Here is a 16,657-nt window from a genome sequence, read left to right on the forward strand (position 1 = left end):
AGCGCGGTCTCCCGACCGACCGTGAGGAGCATGGGTGGCCACGCGCATGGCATCGACACCGCCGACGCTGGCGGGGTACAGCTATGTGCGTCCGCTCGGATCCGGCGGGTTCGCAGATGTCTTCCTCTACGAACAGGACATGCCGCGACGCGTCGCCGCTGTGAAGGTGCTGCTGGCGGATGCCGTGAACCGCGAGGTTCTCCGCACCTTCAACGTCGAGGCCGACATCTCCGCGCGGCTCAGCGCCCACCCCTCGATCGTCACCATCTATCAGGCGTCCATCTCTGCAGACGGTCGGCCGTACTTCGCGATGGAGTACTGCCCCGACACCATGAGCGCCCGGTACAAGAAGGCGCCGCTGGCGCTCGCCGAGGTGCTCGACACGGGCGTGCGCATGGCAGGCGCCCTCGAGACCGTGCACAGGGCCGGACTCCTGCATCGCGACATCAAGCCGTCCAACGTGCTCATCAACTCCCTCGGCGCCCCCGTGCTGGCCGACTTCGGCATCGCGGCCGCCGTGATCGACGAGGGCGACGGAGAGACCATCGCGATGTCGGTGCCGTGGAGCTCGCCGGAGGTGCTGCAGGAGCGCGTCTCCGGATCCGTCCCGAGCGAGATCTGGAGCCTCGGAGCCACCCTGTACACGCTCCTCGCGGGAAGAAGCCCGTTCGAACGCGCCGACCGAGGCTCCAACTCCCGCGACCAGCTCACCGAGCGCATCATCAAGGCGCGCTATACCGCGGTGCCGATACCCGGCATCCCGCCGATCATCGACGAGATCTTCGCGACCGCGATGCACCGTGATCCGGCCAGACGGTTCGCAAGCATGGCCGACTTCGCGGAACGCCTGCGCTGGGCGCAGTTCGAGCTGGGTCTGCACCCGACGGCCTTCGAGGCGGCGTCCGCTGAATGGGCCGCAGCAGCGCCCGTCAGCTTCTCCGACTCCAGCGCCCGCGGCCCGGTGATCACCACCGTCGCCCCCGACTCGCGACGTGCAGTGCGCGCCGCGAAGCAGCAGGCGATGCCGCGCGACCGCGACGAACTGCCCGCCGCGCGTGCGAAGACCCGCTCGCCCCTCGTCGCCGGCGTGATCGGCGCGTTGATCGGAGCAGCGGTCCTCGGTGGCGTCGGCGTCGGCGTGCTCTACCTGACCGGGGTCCTGTGATGGCCATCGGCGACCGCGCTCGCGCGGAGGCGAACCCCCGATCGCGCGGACGCCTGATCGCGGCCATCTCGGGTGTCGCCGCCCTGGCGGTGGTGCTCACGCTCGCCATCACGGCCCAGGGATACCAGTCGCAGGAGGTGCCCCGCCTCGAGTCGTCCGTCTGGGTCATGCGCGACAGCGGCCAGTACGCCCGCGTGAACACCGAGCTCGCCGAGATCGACACCGTGCGCAACGTCGACGATCCCGAGGCCGTCTGGCAGAGCGGCTCGGCGGCCGTCATCTACGCCCAGGGCAACAGGCAGCGGTGGGATCTCGACCCCGCGAATCCCGCCGACCTGCTCTCCGACGCGTCGGATGAAGGCACGCCGATCGCTTCCGAGCCGACGCCGGCGGGCACGCGGGAGATCCTGTCGGCCGGTGCCTATGTGGCGTATCGCACCGACACCGGCCAGGTATCGGTCACCACTCTCGAGGCGGGTGCCGCCACTGCTCTCGTCGACCCGTTCGCGGGCGTCGAGGTCGAGGAGGGCGAGGACCCTCCGACGTACACGGCGGATGCGATCGGGCTGTCGCCCGCGGGCCTGCTGGTGCTCTTCTCCGCAGACGAGGGCGCGATCCGCCGGTTCGACATCGACGAGCACCGCTTCCTCGGCGATCCCGAGTCCGTCTCGCAGGCTCCGGATGCCGCAGAGGGCCTCCTCGTCACGGTCGTGGGCGACCGCTGGGCGATGCTCCAGGCGGGCACCGGCGAGCTGTGGCTGCAGGGGCGCGACGAACCCGTGGAGCTGGACGTCGCTGAGGACGCGCGTCTCCAGGAGGGCGCTGAGTCGGGCGAGAACGTGTCGATCGCCGACTCCGACGGACTCGTGTCGGTCGATCTGGATTCCGGAGAGTCGGAGCGGGTCGCTGACGCGTCGGGCGTGCCGGCGACGCCGGTCGTCGTCGACGGCGAGGTCTATGCCGCCTGGCTCGACACGGGTGCGGGCACTCTGTGGGCAGGTGGCGAGACCGTTCCGCTGCGTGTTCCGGACGAGGCCCTCGACTCTTCGACGATCGAACCGGTCTTCCAGGAGAACGGCGATCGAGCGGTGCTGAGCGAGATCGGCACCGGACTCATCTGGACGGCCCCCGACGGCGTGCTCATCCCGCTCGAGCAGTGGGCGATCGAAGACGACACCGAGCAGCAGGAGGGCACGATCATCGTCGAGGACGTGGCCGAGCAGATGCCGCCCGTCGCCGTCGACGACGCATTCGGTGTCCGTGCGGGCGAGCAGGTGATCCTGCCGGTGCTCCTCAACGACCACGATCCGAACAAGAAGGACGTGCTGTCGATCGATCCCGAATCGGTCTCGGGCGGGCTCGGCGACCCGGCGTTCGGTGACCTGACTCTCGTCGCGAACGGGCAGTCGCTGGTGGTCGACGTCAAGGCGGGCTCGGGGCAGGCGAGCTTCACATATGCGGTCACCGACGGCGCCGCGGTGTCGGCTCCGGCGACCGTGACCCTGACCGTCGTCGATCCGGGAGCGAACTCCGCGCCCGTGTGGTGCGGAGTCGACGCCTGCCAGCAGGAGTGGCCGACGCCCCAGCTCCTTCCGGGCGGCAGCACGGTCGTCTCGGCGTTGTCGGGCTGGGTCGATCCCGAGGGCGATCCGTTCGTGCTCAGCGATGCCTACGAGACCGATTCCTCGTCGCCCGTCATGGTCGTGCCGATGGCCGACGGGCGGGTGGCCATCCGCCACACCGACCCGAACGCCGCAGATGCCGTGATCTCGGTCACCGTGGTGGTCGAGGACGTGCACGGCGCGACCGCCGAGAAGACCCTCGATGTGCAGGTCACAGGGAGCCCGGCTCTCGTCGCCTCGCCGGTCGCGCTGACGGCGCGTGTCGGGGAGCTCCAATCGGTGCGCATCTCAGATCATCTGTCCGGCGGCTCCGGTTCGTATCGTCTCGTCGACGCCGTGCAGACTGCGGCGACCGCGCAGGGACTCGAGGTCAACCCGAACGCGGCATCCGGCACCGTCGAGATGACGGTGGCCGAACCGGGGCAGTACGTCGTCACCTACACGGCTCAGGATGTCACCACCCAGGCCGAGCAGTCGGCCGTCATCCGCATCACCGCGGTCGACGGATCCGCGGGCCTCGCGATGGCACCGCTGACCGCGTTCGTCCGCGAGGGCGAGGACACGACGGTCGACGTCATCCGCGCCGTGCAGAACACCAGTGGTCGGGTGCTGATGCTGGCCGATGCGGTGAGCTCGACGCCGCAGCTCGGCGTGCGTGTGGTCGGCAACGAGAGCATCCGGGTGAACGGCACCACGGAGGACGGCGAGCCCGGGGTGATCGGCAAGGCCACCGTGACGATCGCCGACGGCACCGGCGCCGCAGTGCAGGGAACCGTCACGGTCTTCCTCACGCCGCCGTCGACGGTGACGCGTCCGATCGTCTTCCCCGATGCGATCACCGTGCGCGCAGGTTCGCTCACGCGTATCGCTGTCACGGCCAACGACGTGGCGCCGCGAGGGGAGCCCCTGGTCGTTCTCCCCGAGGTGACCGGCTCGGGCGAATCGGGTGAGCTCGTCTTCGCCGACCGCAACGCGCTGCGCTACCTCGCACCCACGACGCCCGGCACCTACCGTCTGTCGTACTCGGTGTCACTCGAGCGCAACCCCGCCCTCGCCGACAACGGTGTCGTGACGGTCACGGTCGTGCCTCCGGGCACCAACCGTGCCCCGACGCCGTCGACCCTGACCGGCCGAGTCCTCAGCGGTCAGACCGTGTCGCTGCCCGTGCCTTCGACCGGCATGGACAGCGATGGCGATCGAGTCGTGCTCGCGGGCGTCGACCAGCCCCAGAAGGGTGCGGGCACGGCGACGATCTCGGCCGACGGCGACGCGATCGTCTACCGGGCGCCCGCGGGCGGTGTCGACGGCGGTCAGGTGAGCTTCGGTTACACGGTGCGCGACCCGCAGGGCGAGCAGGGGACGGGCACCGTCCGCGTCGGCGTGCTCGACGCGGACATCGATGACGCGGCGCCCGTGACCTTCAGCGATTACGTGCGCGTCGAGGCCGGGTCGACGACACCGATCGTCCTCGACCCGCGTCTCAACGACCTCGATCCGGCGCAGAGCGAGCTCGAGATCACCGAACTCGTGCCGAACGCGCCACCGGTCAAGGGGAATCCGCTCTACGACCGCCTGAACGCGCTGATCGATCCCGACACCTCTCTCGAAGACGGCCGTGTCGTGCTGCGCGCGGGGGACACCGCCGGCACGAACTCCTACTTCTATACGGTCAGGTCCACTCGCACATCCAGCACGTCGCAGGGTCTCATCGTCGTGACCGTGACCGACGGTGCGGTCGCCGACCAGCCGAGCGTCGCCGACACGGTGCTCACTGCGCGCGATCGGGAGGAGCTCCCGGATCGCGGCATCGACGTCGTGACCGATCGTGTCAGCTGGCCCTCGGGTGACGCCTCCTCCCTCACCTTGAGCCTGTGGGGCGACCAGCCCGGGTTCACTGTTCAGGGGAACCGCATCGTGGGCGCCGCCCCTGAAGACGGCGCGCTCGTTCCGTTCCAGCTGAAGGGCGAGGGATCGGGCGGCAGAGCAGTGGTCGCCTACGGGTTCCTGCGCATACCCGCCTTCGACGACATGCAGGTCCAGCTCAAGCCCGCCTCGACTCCTGTCGTGGTCGACGAGGACGCCTCGGTCTCGTTCGATGCGGCCGACTACGTCGACCTGACCTCCTCAGATGCCCTCGAAGTGGGATCCGGGCAGTTCACCGCGCAGCGGGCGGCCGCGTCGTGCTCCGCCGAGGGTGCAGGCAGCGTGACGTATCGCGCCGGCCGTGAAGCGCCATGGTCGGACACCTGCCTGGTCCAGGTGCGGTTGCAGGGGCAGGAGCGCTGGTCGTTCATCGACGTGCCGATCAGCATCCGTCCTGCCGAGCCGCAGCTGCTGCTGTCGTCGATCTCGCACACGATCGCCCCCGGAACCACCGAGACGGTCGACATGTACGCGAACATGGCCGCGTGGGAGGGCGGACGTGAGGGTGACGCGGGATCCCTCGAGTACCGGATCGTCTATTCGGGCTCGGCCTTCATCGTCACCCGAAACGGGCCTCAGCTGACCATCGAGGCACGCGCAGACGCGCGACCCGGCAACGCCGAGAACGTCAGCGTCACGGTGCCCCAGTACGGCGAGCCGTCGGCATCCGTCCGCCTCGTCGTCGGAGCAGCGCCGCCGGATGCGCCGCGCGGCGCGACCTTCACGAAGCAGTGCATCGTGACGAACCCCAGCTGCACCATCGACGTCGTCGACGTCGCCGGGGAGTACGACCCGTTCGCCGGGAAGCCCGGATCGGGCCTCCGACTGATGTCCCTCGGCGGGGGCACACGATGCGATGTCGCGTCGATCTCGACCTCGGGAAGCAAGGCGATCACGGCGAGCTGGCCCGGCGGAGGGCAGGCACCGGGTGGACAGTGCATCATCCCCTTCGTCGTGCAGGATGCGCAGGGGCGCACCGGCACCGGAACCCTGACCCTCGATCTGCAGGGCTTCCCGCAGGCACCCGCCAGCGTCACGACGGTCGGATTCACCCGCTCGACCGTGGTGCTCGACGTGCCCCTCGGCGAGGCCGGTCGCGCGCACCCCGGCGTCACGGGGGTCGAGATCCTGCAGGACGGAGCGCCGGCGAACGCGTCGTGCAGCCCGGCGGCAGGTGCCTACCGGTGCACGGTGAACGGACTCGTCAACGGAGCGCCGCACGTCTTCACCGCGGCGGCCGTCAACGCGGTCGGCACATCGGCGGCGACGTCACCGCACACCAGCTGGGCGTACGCCGCCCCTGTGGTGTCGAAGGCGAACGCCACACCCGTCTATCGCCCCGGCAGCACGGAGCGCGGGCGCGGCATCGTCGCTCTCGCGGTCGATGCGTCGGACGACTCCCTCGCGTTCCGCATCGAGGAGACCGGGCAGGTCATCAACCGCACCGGCGCGACGACGACGGCCGACATCGCGCTGGCGCCGGGCCCGCAGAACATCACGATCGTCCCGATCAGCCAGTTCCAGCCGCCGACGGGCGATGGTGGAAACGAGGGCGGAGCCTTCCGCACGTCCGTCACCGCTGCGGGAACCGTCTACTTCGACCCCTCGGGAGCACGCGCGACCGCGACGTCGAACACCTCGATCGACGTCTCGGGAGTGGCTGCGCAGCCGAACGGCAGCGCCCTCGGCATCGACGTCGTGTACCTCGCCTGGCGATCGGGCAACGCGAGCTGCACCGCTGACGGCGACGGTCGTCTGCAGGTCTCGGGTGCGGAGGCGCAGTCCTCGTCGCCCACACTCACCAAGCTCGCCGAGTACTCGACCTACAACGTGAAGGCGTGCGCATCGAACGGCTTCGGCGTCGCCGAGTCGGCGACCACCCAGGTCTTCACGTTCACCTTCGTGGAAGGCCCGAAGGGCAACACGAGCTACACGATCGCCACCCAGCCGTCGGTCCAGGACAACCGCTATTCCTACCGGCTCGAGTCGGCGCCCGACATCGCCGTGCGAGACGGCTTCGTTCCGCAGTACTACATGTACGGGTCCTGGCGGTCGGACTTCCAGCTGAGCACCGACTCATCACCGTTGCCGGTCGGGGCGCGCTCCTGCCACGCGGTGCTGCGGGAGTACTGCTCCGATTCGGTCGAGATCTCGCCCCGGACGGCGCCGACGACGGTGGCGGTCGAGTTCCGCGAGTGCGTGCCCGCCAACCCGGATGACGCGTTCGTCGTCAGCCCTGCCGCCCGCGGGTCGTACTCCCTCGCCGTGACTCCGAGGATCGTCGACGGCATCTCCATGGTCGACATGAAGATCACGTGGACGGGCGCTTTCAGTTCGCTCAAGCCGATCACGCACCGCGTGACGCTGTGCACGCAACCGGAGCCGGAGCCGGAGGATCCGAAGGACTCCGACAAGCCCGCCGACCCCGCCGATCCTGCCGGATGAACCCGCCGCGATGACGACTCCCTCCTCCCCACCGCCCTGCACACCGCAGGTGCCAGAGACGAATACGGTTGCCCTATGCCTGCTCCCTCCGCTGCTCCCGTGACCATCGCCGCCGAACAGGCCGCCTGGTTCGCCGAGACGTTCTCGATCCTCACCGCCAACGTCGAACAGGCGATCCTCGGCAAGCGGCACGTGATCGAGCTCGTGCTCGCCGCGGCGGTCAGCGGCGGCCACGTGCTGCTCGAGGACTTCCCCGGCACAGGCAAGACGGCTCTCGCGCGGGCGATCGCGCAGACCGTGACGGGAACGAGCACCCGGATCCAGTTCACGCCCGACCTGCTCCCCGGCGATGTCACGGGCATCACCGTCTACGACCAGAAGGAGGGCGCCTTCGAGTTCCACGCCGGTCCCGTCTTCGCGAACATCGTGCTCGCCGACGAGATCAACCGGGCGAGCCCGAAGACGCAGTCGGCGCTGCTGGAGGTCATGGAAGAGGGCACGGTCACGGTCGACGGCGTCACGCGGCCGGTCGGATCGCCGTTCCTCGTGATGGCGACGCAGAACCCGATCGAGCAGGGCGGCACCTACCGTCTGCCCGAGGCGCAGCTCGACCGCTTCATGATCAAGACGTCGATCGGATACCCCGACGAAGCCGCGACCATGCGCATCCTCCAGGGAGCAGCCCAGCCGAAGCACGTGCTCGACGGCATCGTCGGCGTCGACACCATCCTCACGATGGCCGAGATGACCCGCGGCGTGTACGTGAACCCGCTGGTCTCCGACTACATCATGCGCATCGTCGATGCGACGCGTCGAGCGTCCGAGGTCCGCCTCGGTGCCAGTGTGCGAGGAGCCCTCGCCCTGTCACGTCTCGTGATGACGTGGGCTGCCAAGAACGGTCGCACCTTCGTCACCCCCGACGACGTCCGAGAGCTCGCCGTCGTCGCCCTCGCGCACCGCCTGGTGCTCGAGCCGGAGGCCGAGTTCGACGGCGTCACCGCGGTCGCCGTGGTGGGGCAGATCCTGCTCGACGTCGAGCCGCCCCGCGAGAACGGCACTGCGTGAGCTTCAGCACCGAGTCCCGTCTGACGCGCACCACGGCGGGCACCAGCACGTCGACGCGCACGTCGACGGTCACGCGCTACGACCGCACGCGCCGCGGCCCCGTCCGCGGCGCCGTCTTCGGCGTGCGTCGGGCCGCTCGCAGCACGGAGCGCGCAACCCGTGCGGCTGTCGCGTGGGTGCGTGAGACGGTCACATCCGCCGGGATGCTGGTCGTCGCGGCGCTGGTCCTGTGCGTCACCGCCGGGCTGCTGTTCGGCTGGGTCGAGGCGTGGGCGGTGGCGGCGATCGCGCTCGTGCTGCTGATCGCCTGCATCCCCTTCATCCTCGGCACCCACGACTATCGCATCGAGCTGACCCTCGACCGCGACCGCGTGGTCGCCGGTGCAGAGATCGGTGCGACGCTCGACGTGCGCAACAACAGCGAGCGTCTGTCGCTGCCCGGCATCGTCGACGTTCCCGTGGGGGAGGGGCTCGTCGAAGCGCACGTCCCCCTGTTGCGCCCCGCCGCCCACCATCGCGAGCAGCTGACGATCGCCGCGCACCGCCGCGGTGTCATCGACGTCGGCCCCATGACCATCACCCGCGGTGATCCGATCGGCATCCTGCGCCGTGAGCTGCGCTGGCCCGATGTCCAGCGCATCCACGTGCATCCGGTCACGGTGCGCCTGCCCAGCACCAGCGCCGGTCTCATCCGCGATCTCGAGGGCACGCCGAGTTCGACCCTCGTCGATGCCGACCTCTCGTTCCACGCGGTGCGCGAGTACGTCGTGGGCGATTCGCAGCGGCACGTGCACTGGAAGTCGACCGCCAAGACCGGCAAGCTCATGGTGCGTCAGTACGAGGAGTCGCGGCACGCTCGCATCGCCATCATCCTCGACCTCGACAGCGAGTCGTACGAGAGCGACGACGAGTTCGAGAACACGGTCAGCGCCGCCGCATCCCTCGCCCTGCAGGGTGTGCGCGACGGTCGTGACGTGCTCTTCTCGGTGAGCAACGAGATCCCCGAGCACAGCCGTGCCGAGTTGCTGTCGATACGCACTCTTCCCACGGTGACTCCCAAGGCCCTCCTCGATGCCACCTCGACCATCGATCCGGCCGACCGCGTGATGCGGCTCGAGGCGGTCGCCGCGCTCACCGCCCAGTCCTACCCCGACCTGTCGATCGGATTCCTGATGACGGGCTCGCGCATGCCGCTCGAGCGTCTGCGCCACGCCGCCATCACGCTGCCGGCGGCAGTCGAGGCGGTCGCGGTGCGCAGCGAACTCGGCGAGCAGCCCACCCTGCGCACGGCGCGCGAACTCGCCGTGATGACGCTGGGCGCACTCGGCGACCTTCCGCAGATGCTCGCCCGCGGAGCACTGCGATGAGCGCCGCGGGTCCGCGGCGCGGCGTCGCGAGGTCGCGCCGGACGTTCGCGCTCTCGGCTCTGACCCTCTGGTCTCTCGGATACGTGCTGGTCGGCATCGGTCTCGCCACGGCGACTGCATGGCCGGTGTACGAGTCCCCCCGGGCGCTGGCGGTCGGTCTGATCGGCGGCCTGCTGGGCATGGTCGTCGCCGTGCTGACCCGGCTGCTGCGGTGGGGGCTGCTGATCGGTGCGCTCGCGGTGACCGGCGTCTATCTGGTCGTCTCGGTTCCGCTCGCCATCCCATCGGCGCTCTCGTCGCTTCCCGCGTTCCTGGGCGGAATCCGCGACGCGGTGCTGGGGGTGGTGCTCGGCTGGAAGCAGATGCTGACGCTGAACCCGCCCCTCGGTGAGTACCAGGCGGTGCTCATCCCGCTCCTCGTGGTCATGCTGTTCGGTTCCTTCATCGCCACTCTGCTCGTGCTCGAAGGCGGACGTCGGGCGACCATAGCGGTTCCCGTCGTGACCGCGATGAGCGTCTTCGGCATCGCCTTCGGTGTGAGCGGCACGACGGCTCCGGTCTCAGTGCTCGGCGTCGCGCTTCCCGCTCCTCGGGAATGGCTGATCGGCGTCGCGCTCTTCGTGGTCTCTCTCGTCTGGCTGGTCGGACGCTCGCGGCTTCAGCGGGCACAGGCGCTGCGCACCGTCGCGGCGGCGAACATCTCGCGCCGGGCGACCCCGGTGTGGCTGACGATCCGTCGGCATCTCCTGTCGGCCGGTCTCGCGGTGATCGCCCTCGTCGCCGGTTTCGCGGTGGCGCCCGCCGCGGCCGGCTGGAGCGACCGCTCCGTTCTGCGCGACGAGGTCGAGCCGATGATCGTCGTGCAGCAGCAGGCGAGCCCCCTCAGCGCCTACCGGTCGTGGTTCGCCGGCAGCACTCTCGATGACACGGTCGTGCAGGTGGAGGGTGATCCTGGAGCGCTGGAGCGCCTCCGGCTCGTCACCCTCGACTCGTACGACGGCGAGGACTTCCACATCGCGCCGGACGACCGGTTCAGCCGGCTGCCCCGCAGTGCGATGCCCGGCGAGGGCCGCGTGTCGCTCGGGATCACGATCGGCGACGCCTATCGAGGCATCTGGGTCCCCTCGCCGGCCGGTCTCGCCGAGGCGCCGGACTTCTCGGGTGCGCGCGCCGAAGCGCTCGCCGACGGGTTCCACGTCAACTCGGGCGGCGACACGGCGATCACCGTGGCAGAGGCGCCCGGCGGGGGAGAAGGGCTCGTTCCGGGCGATCGCTACAGAGTGCTCGTGGACGCCCCGGCGAGCCCCGGCGACATCACCGCCGTGCAGGGCGGTGCCTCGAACCTCGACACCGACCTGTATCCCGCGCTCACCGAGTGGGCCGAGATGCAGGAGCAGCCCCGCACTGGGGCAGGGTATCTCGAGATCATCGACCGCCTGCGCTCCCGCGGTTACCTCAGCCACGCGCTGATCGACGATGAGGCGGCGGCGGGATGGATCGCCTCGTTGAAGGAGTCCGAGGGGTACGCTTTCGCACCCAGCTATGCGGGACACTCCGCGGCCCGCATCGAGGAGCTGTTCACCGACCTGCTCGAACAGGAGCGCAGGGCAGGCTCGGATGCCGCGCCCGAGCTGCTCGTGTCGGCGGTCGGCGACGATGAGCAGTTCTCAGTGGCAGCGGCGCTTCTCGCCGAGCACTGGGGGCTCGAGTCCCGAGTCGTGATCGGTGCGCGCCTTGCGGCCGCAGAAGAGGTGCCCGGCATTCCCGCCTGCACGGAGACCTGCACGGGCGCGAACATGAGCGCCTGGGTCGAGGTGAGAGGATCGGGCGGCGAGTGGATGCCGGTCGACACCACACCGCAGTACGCGATGCTTCCGAGTTCCATCACCGAGGGCGAGCAGCTGCCCGAGCATCCCACGGTGCCCGAGCAGCCCCGGTCGGAGGCGTTGGATCCGCCTCAGGCGCAGAGCGATTCCAACAATGACGCGCCTCCACTCGAGTCGCCGCAGTCAGAGGTGCTCGCCGTCCTGCTGCCGATCCTCCGCGCTGTGGGGCTCGGCATGCTCGCGCTGGCATTGCTCGCGCTGCCCTTCCTCGTGCTGCTGCTGGCCAAACGGCAGCGAGCCAGGGTCCGCCGAACCGCCGAAGATCCCGAGGTGCGTCTCGCCGGGGCGTGGGAGGAGCTGGTCGACGTGTACGCCGACCACGATGTGCCGATGGATGCCGAAGGCACCCGCATCCAGCGCGCACTCTCGACCGACCGAGAGGCAGCGGACCGCCTGGCAGAGATCGTCGATCGCGCCGTGTTCGCCGAGCATCCTCCGACGGACGAGGATGCGCGCGCCGCCTGGGAGATCGTCGACGCCGAGCGGACGGAGCTCGCAGCGGCAGGCAGATGGTGGCATCGCATCGTCATGCGCGTGCGACCGACGTCGTTCGTCGGTCGCATACGGGGCGCGAACGGTCGTGGATTCATGGCCGCCGTGCCTGTGCTCGCTACGCTCGGATTGACCTGGTCGCCCGGCGACCGGAAGAAGGGGAACTCATGATCGCGCCCGTGGATACCGGCTACGTCACGATGCTCGCCATCGTCGGCGGCGTCGGCGTGCTCATCGGCCTCGCCGTCTACGTCTGGTACGCGCTGGCGCTGTCGCGCCTCTTCCCGCGCATCGACGGAGAGGGGTGGAAGGGCTGGGTCCCCATCCTCAACGAGGCGGAGATCCTGGCGCGCGGCGGAGTGCCGGCGTGGTCGGTGGTGTTCTACTTCATCCCGATCGTGCAGCTGTACGGCATCTACCTCAAGGTCGTCGCGACCCACCGCATCAATCGGAGGTTCGGTCGCGGTGCGGGAATGACGGTGCTCGCGATCCTTCTACCTCCGGTCTGGGCGACGGTTCTCGCCTGGGGCGCCCCGCCGTATCCCGAGGGCGAACGGCTGGCCGCTCTGCAGCCCGGCCCGCGCCGAAGCTCGCAGCCCACGGCCACCCCGGCGAGGGACGCATCGGGATACACGATCCCGTCCCTGGCTCCGCATACCCAGAGCCAGCCTGACGCCCCCGCGCCCGTGTTCCCCGACTACGCCGCACCGAGCCGTCCGGCCGTGCAGCCCGACCGGACTGCGACCGCAGCCGCGGCGAGCGGTGGTCCCGCGGGTTCAGGGTGGGGCGCGCCTCCCGTCCCGGGCGCCCCGCCGGTTCCCGTCGCCGGACAGCCCCCGGTGCAGGGTGCGCCGGCGGCATCATTCGCTCCGCCGCAGCCGCCCGCCTCGTCCTTCGCGCAGCAGCCTCCTGCTCCTCAGCCTCCTGCTCCTCAGCCTGCGGCTCCTCAGCCTGCGGCTCCTCAGCCTGCGGCTCCTCAGGCGCCGGCTTTGCAGCCTCCTGCGCCGCCCGCGCCGGTGCGCGCACCTGAGCCCCCTGCGGTGGAGCAGCCACCCGCCGTGAACCCGCCGGCTCCGACCGAGGCGCACCCGACCACCGGCATCATGGCCGCAATGGGTGGCGCGCCTGTGGCTCCGGCGGCGCCGCAGCCACCCGCGCCGCCGGTGCCGGTATCCGACGACGTCGTGCCTCAGCAATCGGCACAGACGCCGGCGGCGGCCCCGGCATCCGCTCCCGTGCCCGAGTTCGAGCGGCCGGCGGAGAACCCGCCTGCCGCGGCTCCCGCCGAAGAGGCGCAGCGGATGGTGCGGCCCGCTCCGCCCTCGTTCCGAGATGGTGGCCTCTCGGATGAACAGCCGCAGGCGCCGGTGATCCGTCCTGTCCCGTCGTCCCCCGCGGCTGCGGGGACCACCGCGGATGTGCCTGCGGCCGCCGTGGTGCCCCCGGCCGATGCAGCGCCCGCACCCGCGGTCGAGGAACCCGTCCCGGCGCCCCTCGCGATGCCGTTCGGAGGCCTCGCGGCCGACGTCGACAAGACGGTCGTCACACCGCGTCCGACGCACGATGTCGACGAGGACCTCGACGCCACCGTCGTCGTCGCCCGCAAGCGCGGAGTCCGCCGATCGCTCGTGCTCGATGACGGACGGAAGTTCTCGCTGTCCGGCGCCAGCGTCGTGATCGGCCGCAATCCGATCGGCGAGCCGGGCGAGCAGCGACTCGCCATCTCCGATACGACCCGCACGCTGTCGAAGACGCACGCTCGTCTCGTCGTGCACGACGACGAGTGGCGTCTCACCGATCTGCACGCCACGAACGGCGTCGTCGTGGTCGAGGAGAACGGCACCGAGACCCTGCTCGATCCCGGAGAGAGCGTCACCGGCAACGGCCGCTTCATCCTCGGTGAAGTGGGGATGCATGTGATCGCGGAGCGCGATTCATGACGCTCTCCTCGGTCGTCCTCAGCGTCGCGTCACTCACCGACACCGGTCTCACGCGCTCGGCGAATGAGGACTCGGTGCTGGTGGCGTCTCCGGTCTTCCTCGTCGCGGACGGCATGGGCGGGCATGAGGCGGGGGATCGTGCGAGCGCTGCGGTGGTGGAGGCGTTCGAGCCGCTTCGCGGGGCGACGGTCGACGTCGCCGACATCGGACAGGCATTGAGTCGCGCTTCGGCTGTGGTCGATGACATCTCCGCCGAGCACAAGCGCGGCGCAGGAAGCACCGTGACCGGTGTCGCTCTCGTCGATCACGACGGCGTGCCGCACTGGCTCGTCTTCAACGTCGGCGATTCCCGTGTCTACCGGCACCACGGCAACGAGCTGACACAGCTGACGATCGATCATTCGCTGGGGCAGGAACTGGTGGATGCCGGTGAGCTCCGCGCCGAGGATCTCTCGACGTTCTCGCAGCGCAACGTCATCACGAGGGCGATCGGTGCTCCCGACAGCACCGCGGACAGCTGGCTGCTGCCCGTGGTCGACGGCGAGCGACTGCTGATCTGCTCCGACGGCCTGAGCGGCGAGGTGAGCGACGAGGCGATCCGAGCGACCCTGACGATGAACGGGCGGCCGGAGACCGCGGCAGCGGCTCTCGTGAGCCGGGCGCTCAAAGCGGGTGGTCGCGACAACGTGTCGGTCGTCGTGATCGACGTGATCTCGGGAGGCGCGAACGGGCACTCGGACGACCTCACTGCGGGCCGCGATGCCGCATCCGCCTCGCTGACCGATTCGATGCTCGAGGGCACGACGATCCCGGTTCGAGCCAGATGACGGACGACGAGACCGAGGTCGAAGAGACCGTCATGCTGACCAGACGCGATCGGCGCCGGGGGAGACCGGTCGCCGAGTCCGGCGAAGTCGCCGAGTCTGCTGAGCCCGCCGAGTCTGCCGAGCCCGCTGAGCCCGTCGAGCCTGCCGAGCCCGCCGAAGTCGCCGAACCCGCTGAGCCAGCGGATGACGTGGACGAGGCGACGGTCGTCGTCGACCGGAGACCCGCGGAGGCTGAGGAGCCAGGTGCCGATCGGGAGGACGACCCTGTCGACGAGTCGACGATGCTCGTCTCCCGGACGCCGCGTCGTGTGCGACGCAAGAGATCGGAACAGCCCGCCGACAGCGACGACTCTGCCGACCGCGCAGAGGCTGACGTGCCCGCCTCGTTCGAGGCGCCGACGGATGCGCCGGCACCGGAGATCTACCGGCCGCGTCCGGCCCCGCTCGGCCCTTCTGCCCCGCCCGTCGTGATCGGCGCCGCGGCGCCCACGCGCACGGTGGACCCGGATCTCCCGTCGGTCGCGAAGCAGGGACTGCGCTGGAGCCGGGCGGCCCTCATCACGTTCGCAGCAGCCTGCGTCGTCTCCGTCGCGGGTCTGGTGGGTCTGGGCTTCTTCGTCTTCGGGTGACGCCCTCACCCTGACGGAGCCGTGCTCAGCGTCCGCGCACTCCCACCGGCCGCCGGGCCGCCTGGATGCCCTGAAGCGGCCGCGCCGTGTCGCTGCGGACCATCGCGCCGCGCGTCTCAGTGAAACGTGCTCGGGTCACCCGATGCCGGACCGGGGATGTTGAGCAGTCCGCCTTCGCGTTCGACCTCGACCGGATCCACGACCGGCTGCTCTCTGCGGCGACGCAGCACGATGAGGATGCCGAGCACACCGAGCAGAGTCGCTCCGCCGATCGCGGTGAACAGCGCGGCCTCCCGTGTGAGCAGGAACGGCGACGCTCCGTGGTCGGGGTCGGCGGTGGCTGCGGGCGGTCGCACGGCGCTCTCCGAGGTGTCGAAGTATGGGCTCACGGGCCCGCGCGTCGTCTCATCCGGGAGCAGCTCGATGGCGGCGAGCGGCTGGATGAAGCCCCAGCCGTCGATGTCGTCCCGATTGTCGGCGTCGGTTCGCAGCGCGGTGGCGGTGAGCCGATACGCCCAGCCGGCGGGCGGATCCTCGGGGTGCGCTTGCGCCACCAGTGCGGCGGCCGCGCTCGCGTATCCGGTCGCGAAGCTCGAGGCAGGGGCATCGGCGGCGAAGACGCAGTCGCCCCCGCCGACCGCGGCGCTCAGCACCGTGCTTCCGGGGGCTGTCACGCCGACCTGGGGGCCGTGGATCGAGTCATCGGTCGCGCGTCCGGTGGCGTCGGCCGCGCTGACCCCGAGAACCTGCTCATAGGCCGCGGGGTAGCGAGCGCCGTCTTCCGCGTCCGGATCTGACGCCCTGTTCCCGGCGCTCGCCACGACCAGGGCGCCGACGGCGGACGCGTGTTCGACCGCCGCCCGGAGATCGGGGGAGTCGGCTGTCTGCGAGATCGAGACGTTGATGATGTCCGCGCCGTTGTCGGCCGCCCAGTGGATGCCGTCCGCGATGCGCTGCGAGGTGGGCCCGTACCCCTTGTCCTTGTCCTGCTGCTGCTCGCTGCGGAACACTCGCACGGAGAGCAGCCGGGCGTCGGGCGCGAGTCCGACGACGCCGGAGTCCGCGACCGGCTGTGCGGCGATCTGCCCGGCGATCGCCGTGCCATGCCCGGTCGTGTCGGTCAGACCGTCAGCCCGCTCGCCGTCTCCGACGAGATCGACACCGCCGATCACGGCTCCGGCGAGATGCGGATTGCCGGCATCGATGCCCGAGTCGACGACGGCGACGACGACCCCTCGGCCCGTGGCGACGCGGTGGGCCTCGTCAGCACCGAGCAGTGCGAGGGCGGGTGGGACC

General features: G+C 70.3%; 9 protein-coding genes. 8 read left to right on the top strand and 1 reads right to left on the bottom strand.

Annotation, left to right across the window (positions count from 1 at the left end):
- Positions 1 to 34 precede the first annotated feature (34 nt).
- From LQZ85_RS10555 to LQZ85_RS10595, 8 genes are all read left to right on the top strand, one after another.
- On the top strand, positions 35 to 1,165 hold the full coding sequence (locus tag LQZ85_RS10555; RefSeq protein WP_230100873.1) for a serine/threonine-protein kinase: 1,131 nt from the start codon (positions 35 to 37) through the stop codon (positions 1,163 to 1,165).
- A complete protein-coding gene (locus LQZ85_RS10560; protein ID WP_056276619.1) occupies positions 1,165 to 7,155 on the top strand; it encodes an Ig-like domain-containing protein in 5,991 nt (1,996 codons plus the stop codon). Before LQZ85_RS10555 ends, LQZ85_RS10560 begins: the two co-directional genes overlap by 1 nt.
- 75 nt (positions 7,156 to 7,230) lie before the next feature.
- Entirely contained in the window at positions 7,231 to 8,220 is a 990-nt protein-coding gene (locus LQZ85_RS10565; protein WP_222839064.1) for a MoxR family ATPase, read from the top strand.
- A complete protein-coding gene (locus LQZ85_RS10570; RefSeq protein ID WP_053098662.1) occupies positions 8,217 to 9,587 on the top strand; it encodes a DUF58 domain-containing protein in 1,371 nt (456 codons plus the stop codon). The genes LQZ85_RS10565 and LQZ85_RS10570 overlap by 4 nt, the downstream gene beginning before the upstream one ends.
- On the top strand, positions 9,584 to 12,136 hold the full coding sequence (locus LQZ85_RS10575; protein WP_230100874.1) for a transglutaminase domain-containing protein: 2,553 nt from the start codon (positions 9,584 to 9,586) through the stop codon (positions 12,134 to 12,136). The genes LQZ85_RS10570 and LQZ85_RS10575 overlap by 4 nt, the downstream gene beginning before the upstream one ends.
- Positions 12,133 to 13,905, top strand: coding sequence for a DUF5684 domain-containing protein (locus LQZ85_RS17880; RefSeq protein ID WP_056276628.1), 1,773 nt, complete (start codon positions 12,133 to 12,135; stop codon positions 13,903 to 13,905). Before LQZ85_RS10575 ends, LQZ85_RS17880 begins: the two co-directional genes overlap by 4 nt.
- On the top strand, positions 13,902 to 14,732 hold the full coding sequence (locus LQZ85_RS10590; RefSeq protein WP_056276631.1) for a protein phosphatase 2C domain-containing protein: 831 nt from the start codon (positions 13,902 to 13,904) through the stop codon (positions 14,730 to 14,732). Before LQZ85_RS17880 ends, LQZ85_RS10590 begins: the two co-directional genes overlap by 4 nt.
- Complete coding sequence (locus LQZ85_RS10595) at positions 14,729 to 15,361, top strand: hypothetical protein (protein ID WP_056276634.1); 633 nt, start codon at positions 14,729 to 14,731, stop codon at positions 15,359 to 15,361. Before LQZ85_RS10590 ends, LQZ85_RS10595 begins: the two co-directional genes overlap by 4 nt.
- 116 nt (positions 15,362 to 15,477) lie before the next feature.
- Here LQZ85_RS10595 and LQZ85_RS10600 read toward each other — a convergent pair.
- On the bottom strand, positions 15,478 to 16,657 hold a 1,180-nt coding region (locus LQZ85_RS10600), incomplete at its 5' end, for a S8 family serine peptidase (RefSeq protein WP_230100875.1).

It is taken from the genome of Microbacterium sp. Bi98 (genome assembly GCF_918698045.1).
GTDB lineage: Bacteria > Actinomycetota > Actinomycetes > Actinomycetales > Microbacteriaceae > Microbacterium.

Coding starts and splice junctions, on each gene's coding strand:
- LQZ85_RS17880 (WP_056276628.1), top strand. CDS start 12,133: ATGATCGCGCCCGTGGATACCGGCTACGTCACGATGCTCGCCATCGTC.
- LQZ85_RS10590 (WP_056276631.1), top strand. CDS start 13,902: ATGACGCTCTCCTCGGTCGTCCTCAGCGTCGCGTCACTCACCGACACC.
- LQZ85_RS10595 (WP_056276634.1), top strand. CDS start 14,729: ATGACGGACGACGAGACCGAGGTCGAAGAGACCGTCATGCTGACCAGA.
- LQZ85_RS10565 (WP_222839064.1), top strand. CDS start 7,231: ATGCCTGCTCCCTCCGCTGCTCCCGTGACCATCGCCGCCGAACAGGCC.
- LQZ85_RS10560 (WP_056276619.1), top strand. CDS start 1,165: ATGGCCATCGGCGACCGCGCTCGCGCGGAGGCGAACCCCCGATCGCGC.
- LQZ85_RS10575 (WP_230100874.1), top strand. CDS start 9,584: ATGAGCGCCGCGGGTCCGCGGCGCGGCGTCGCGAGGTCGCGCCGGACG.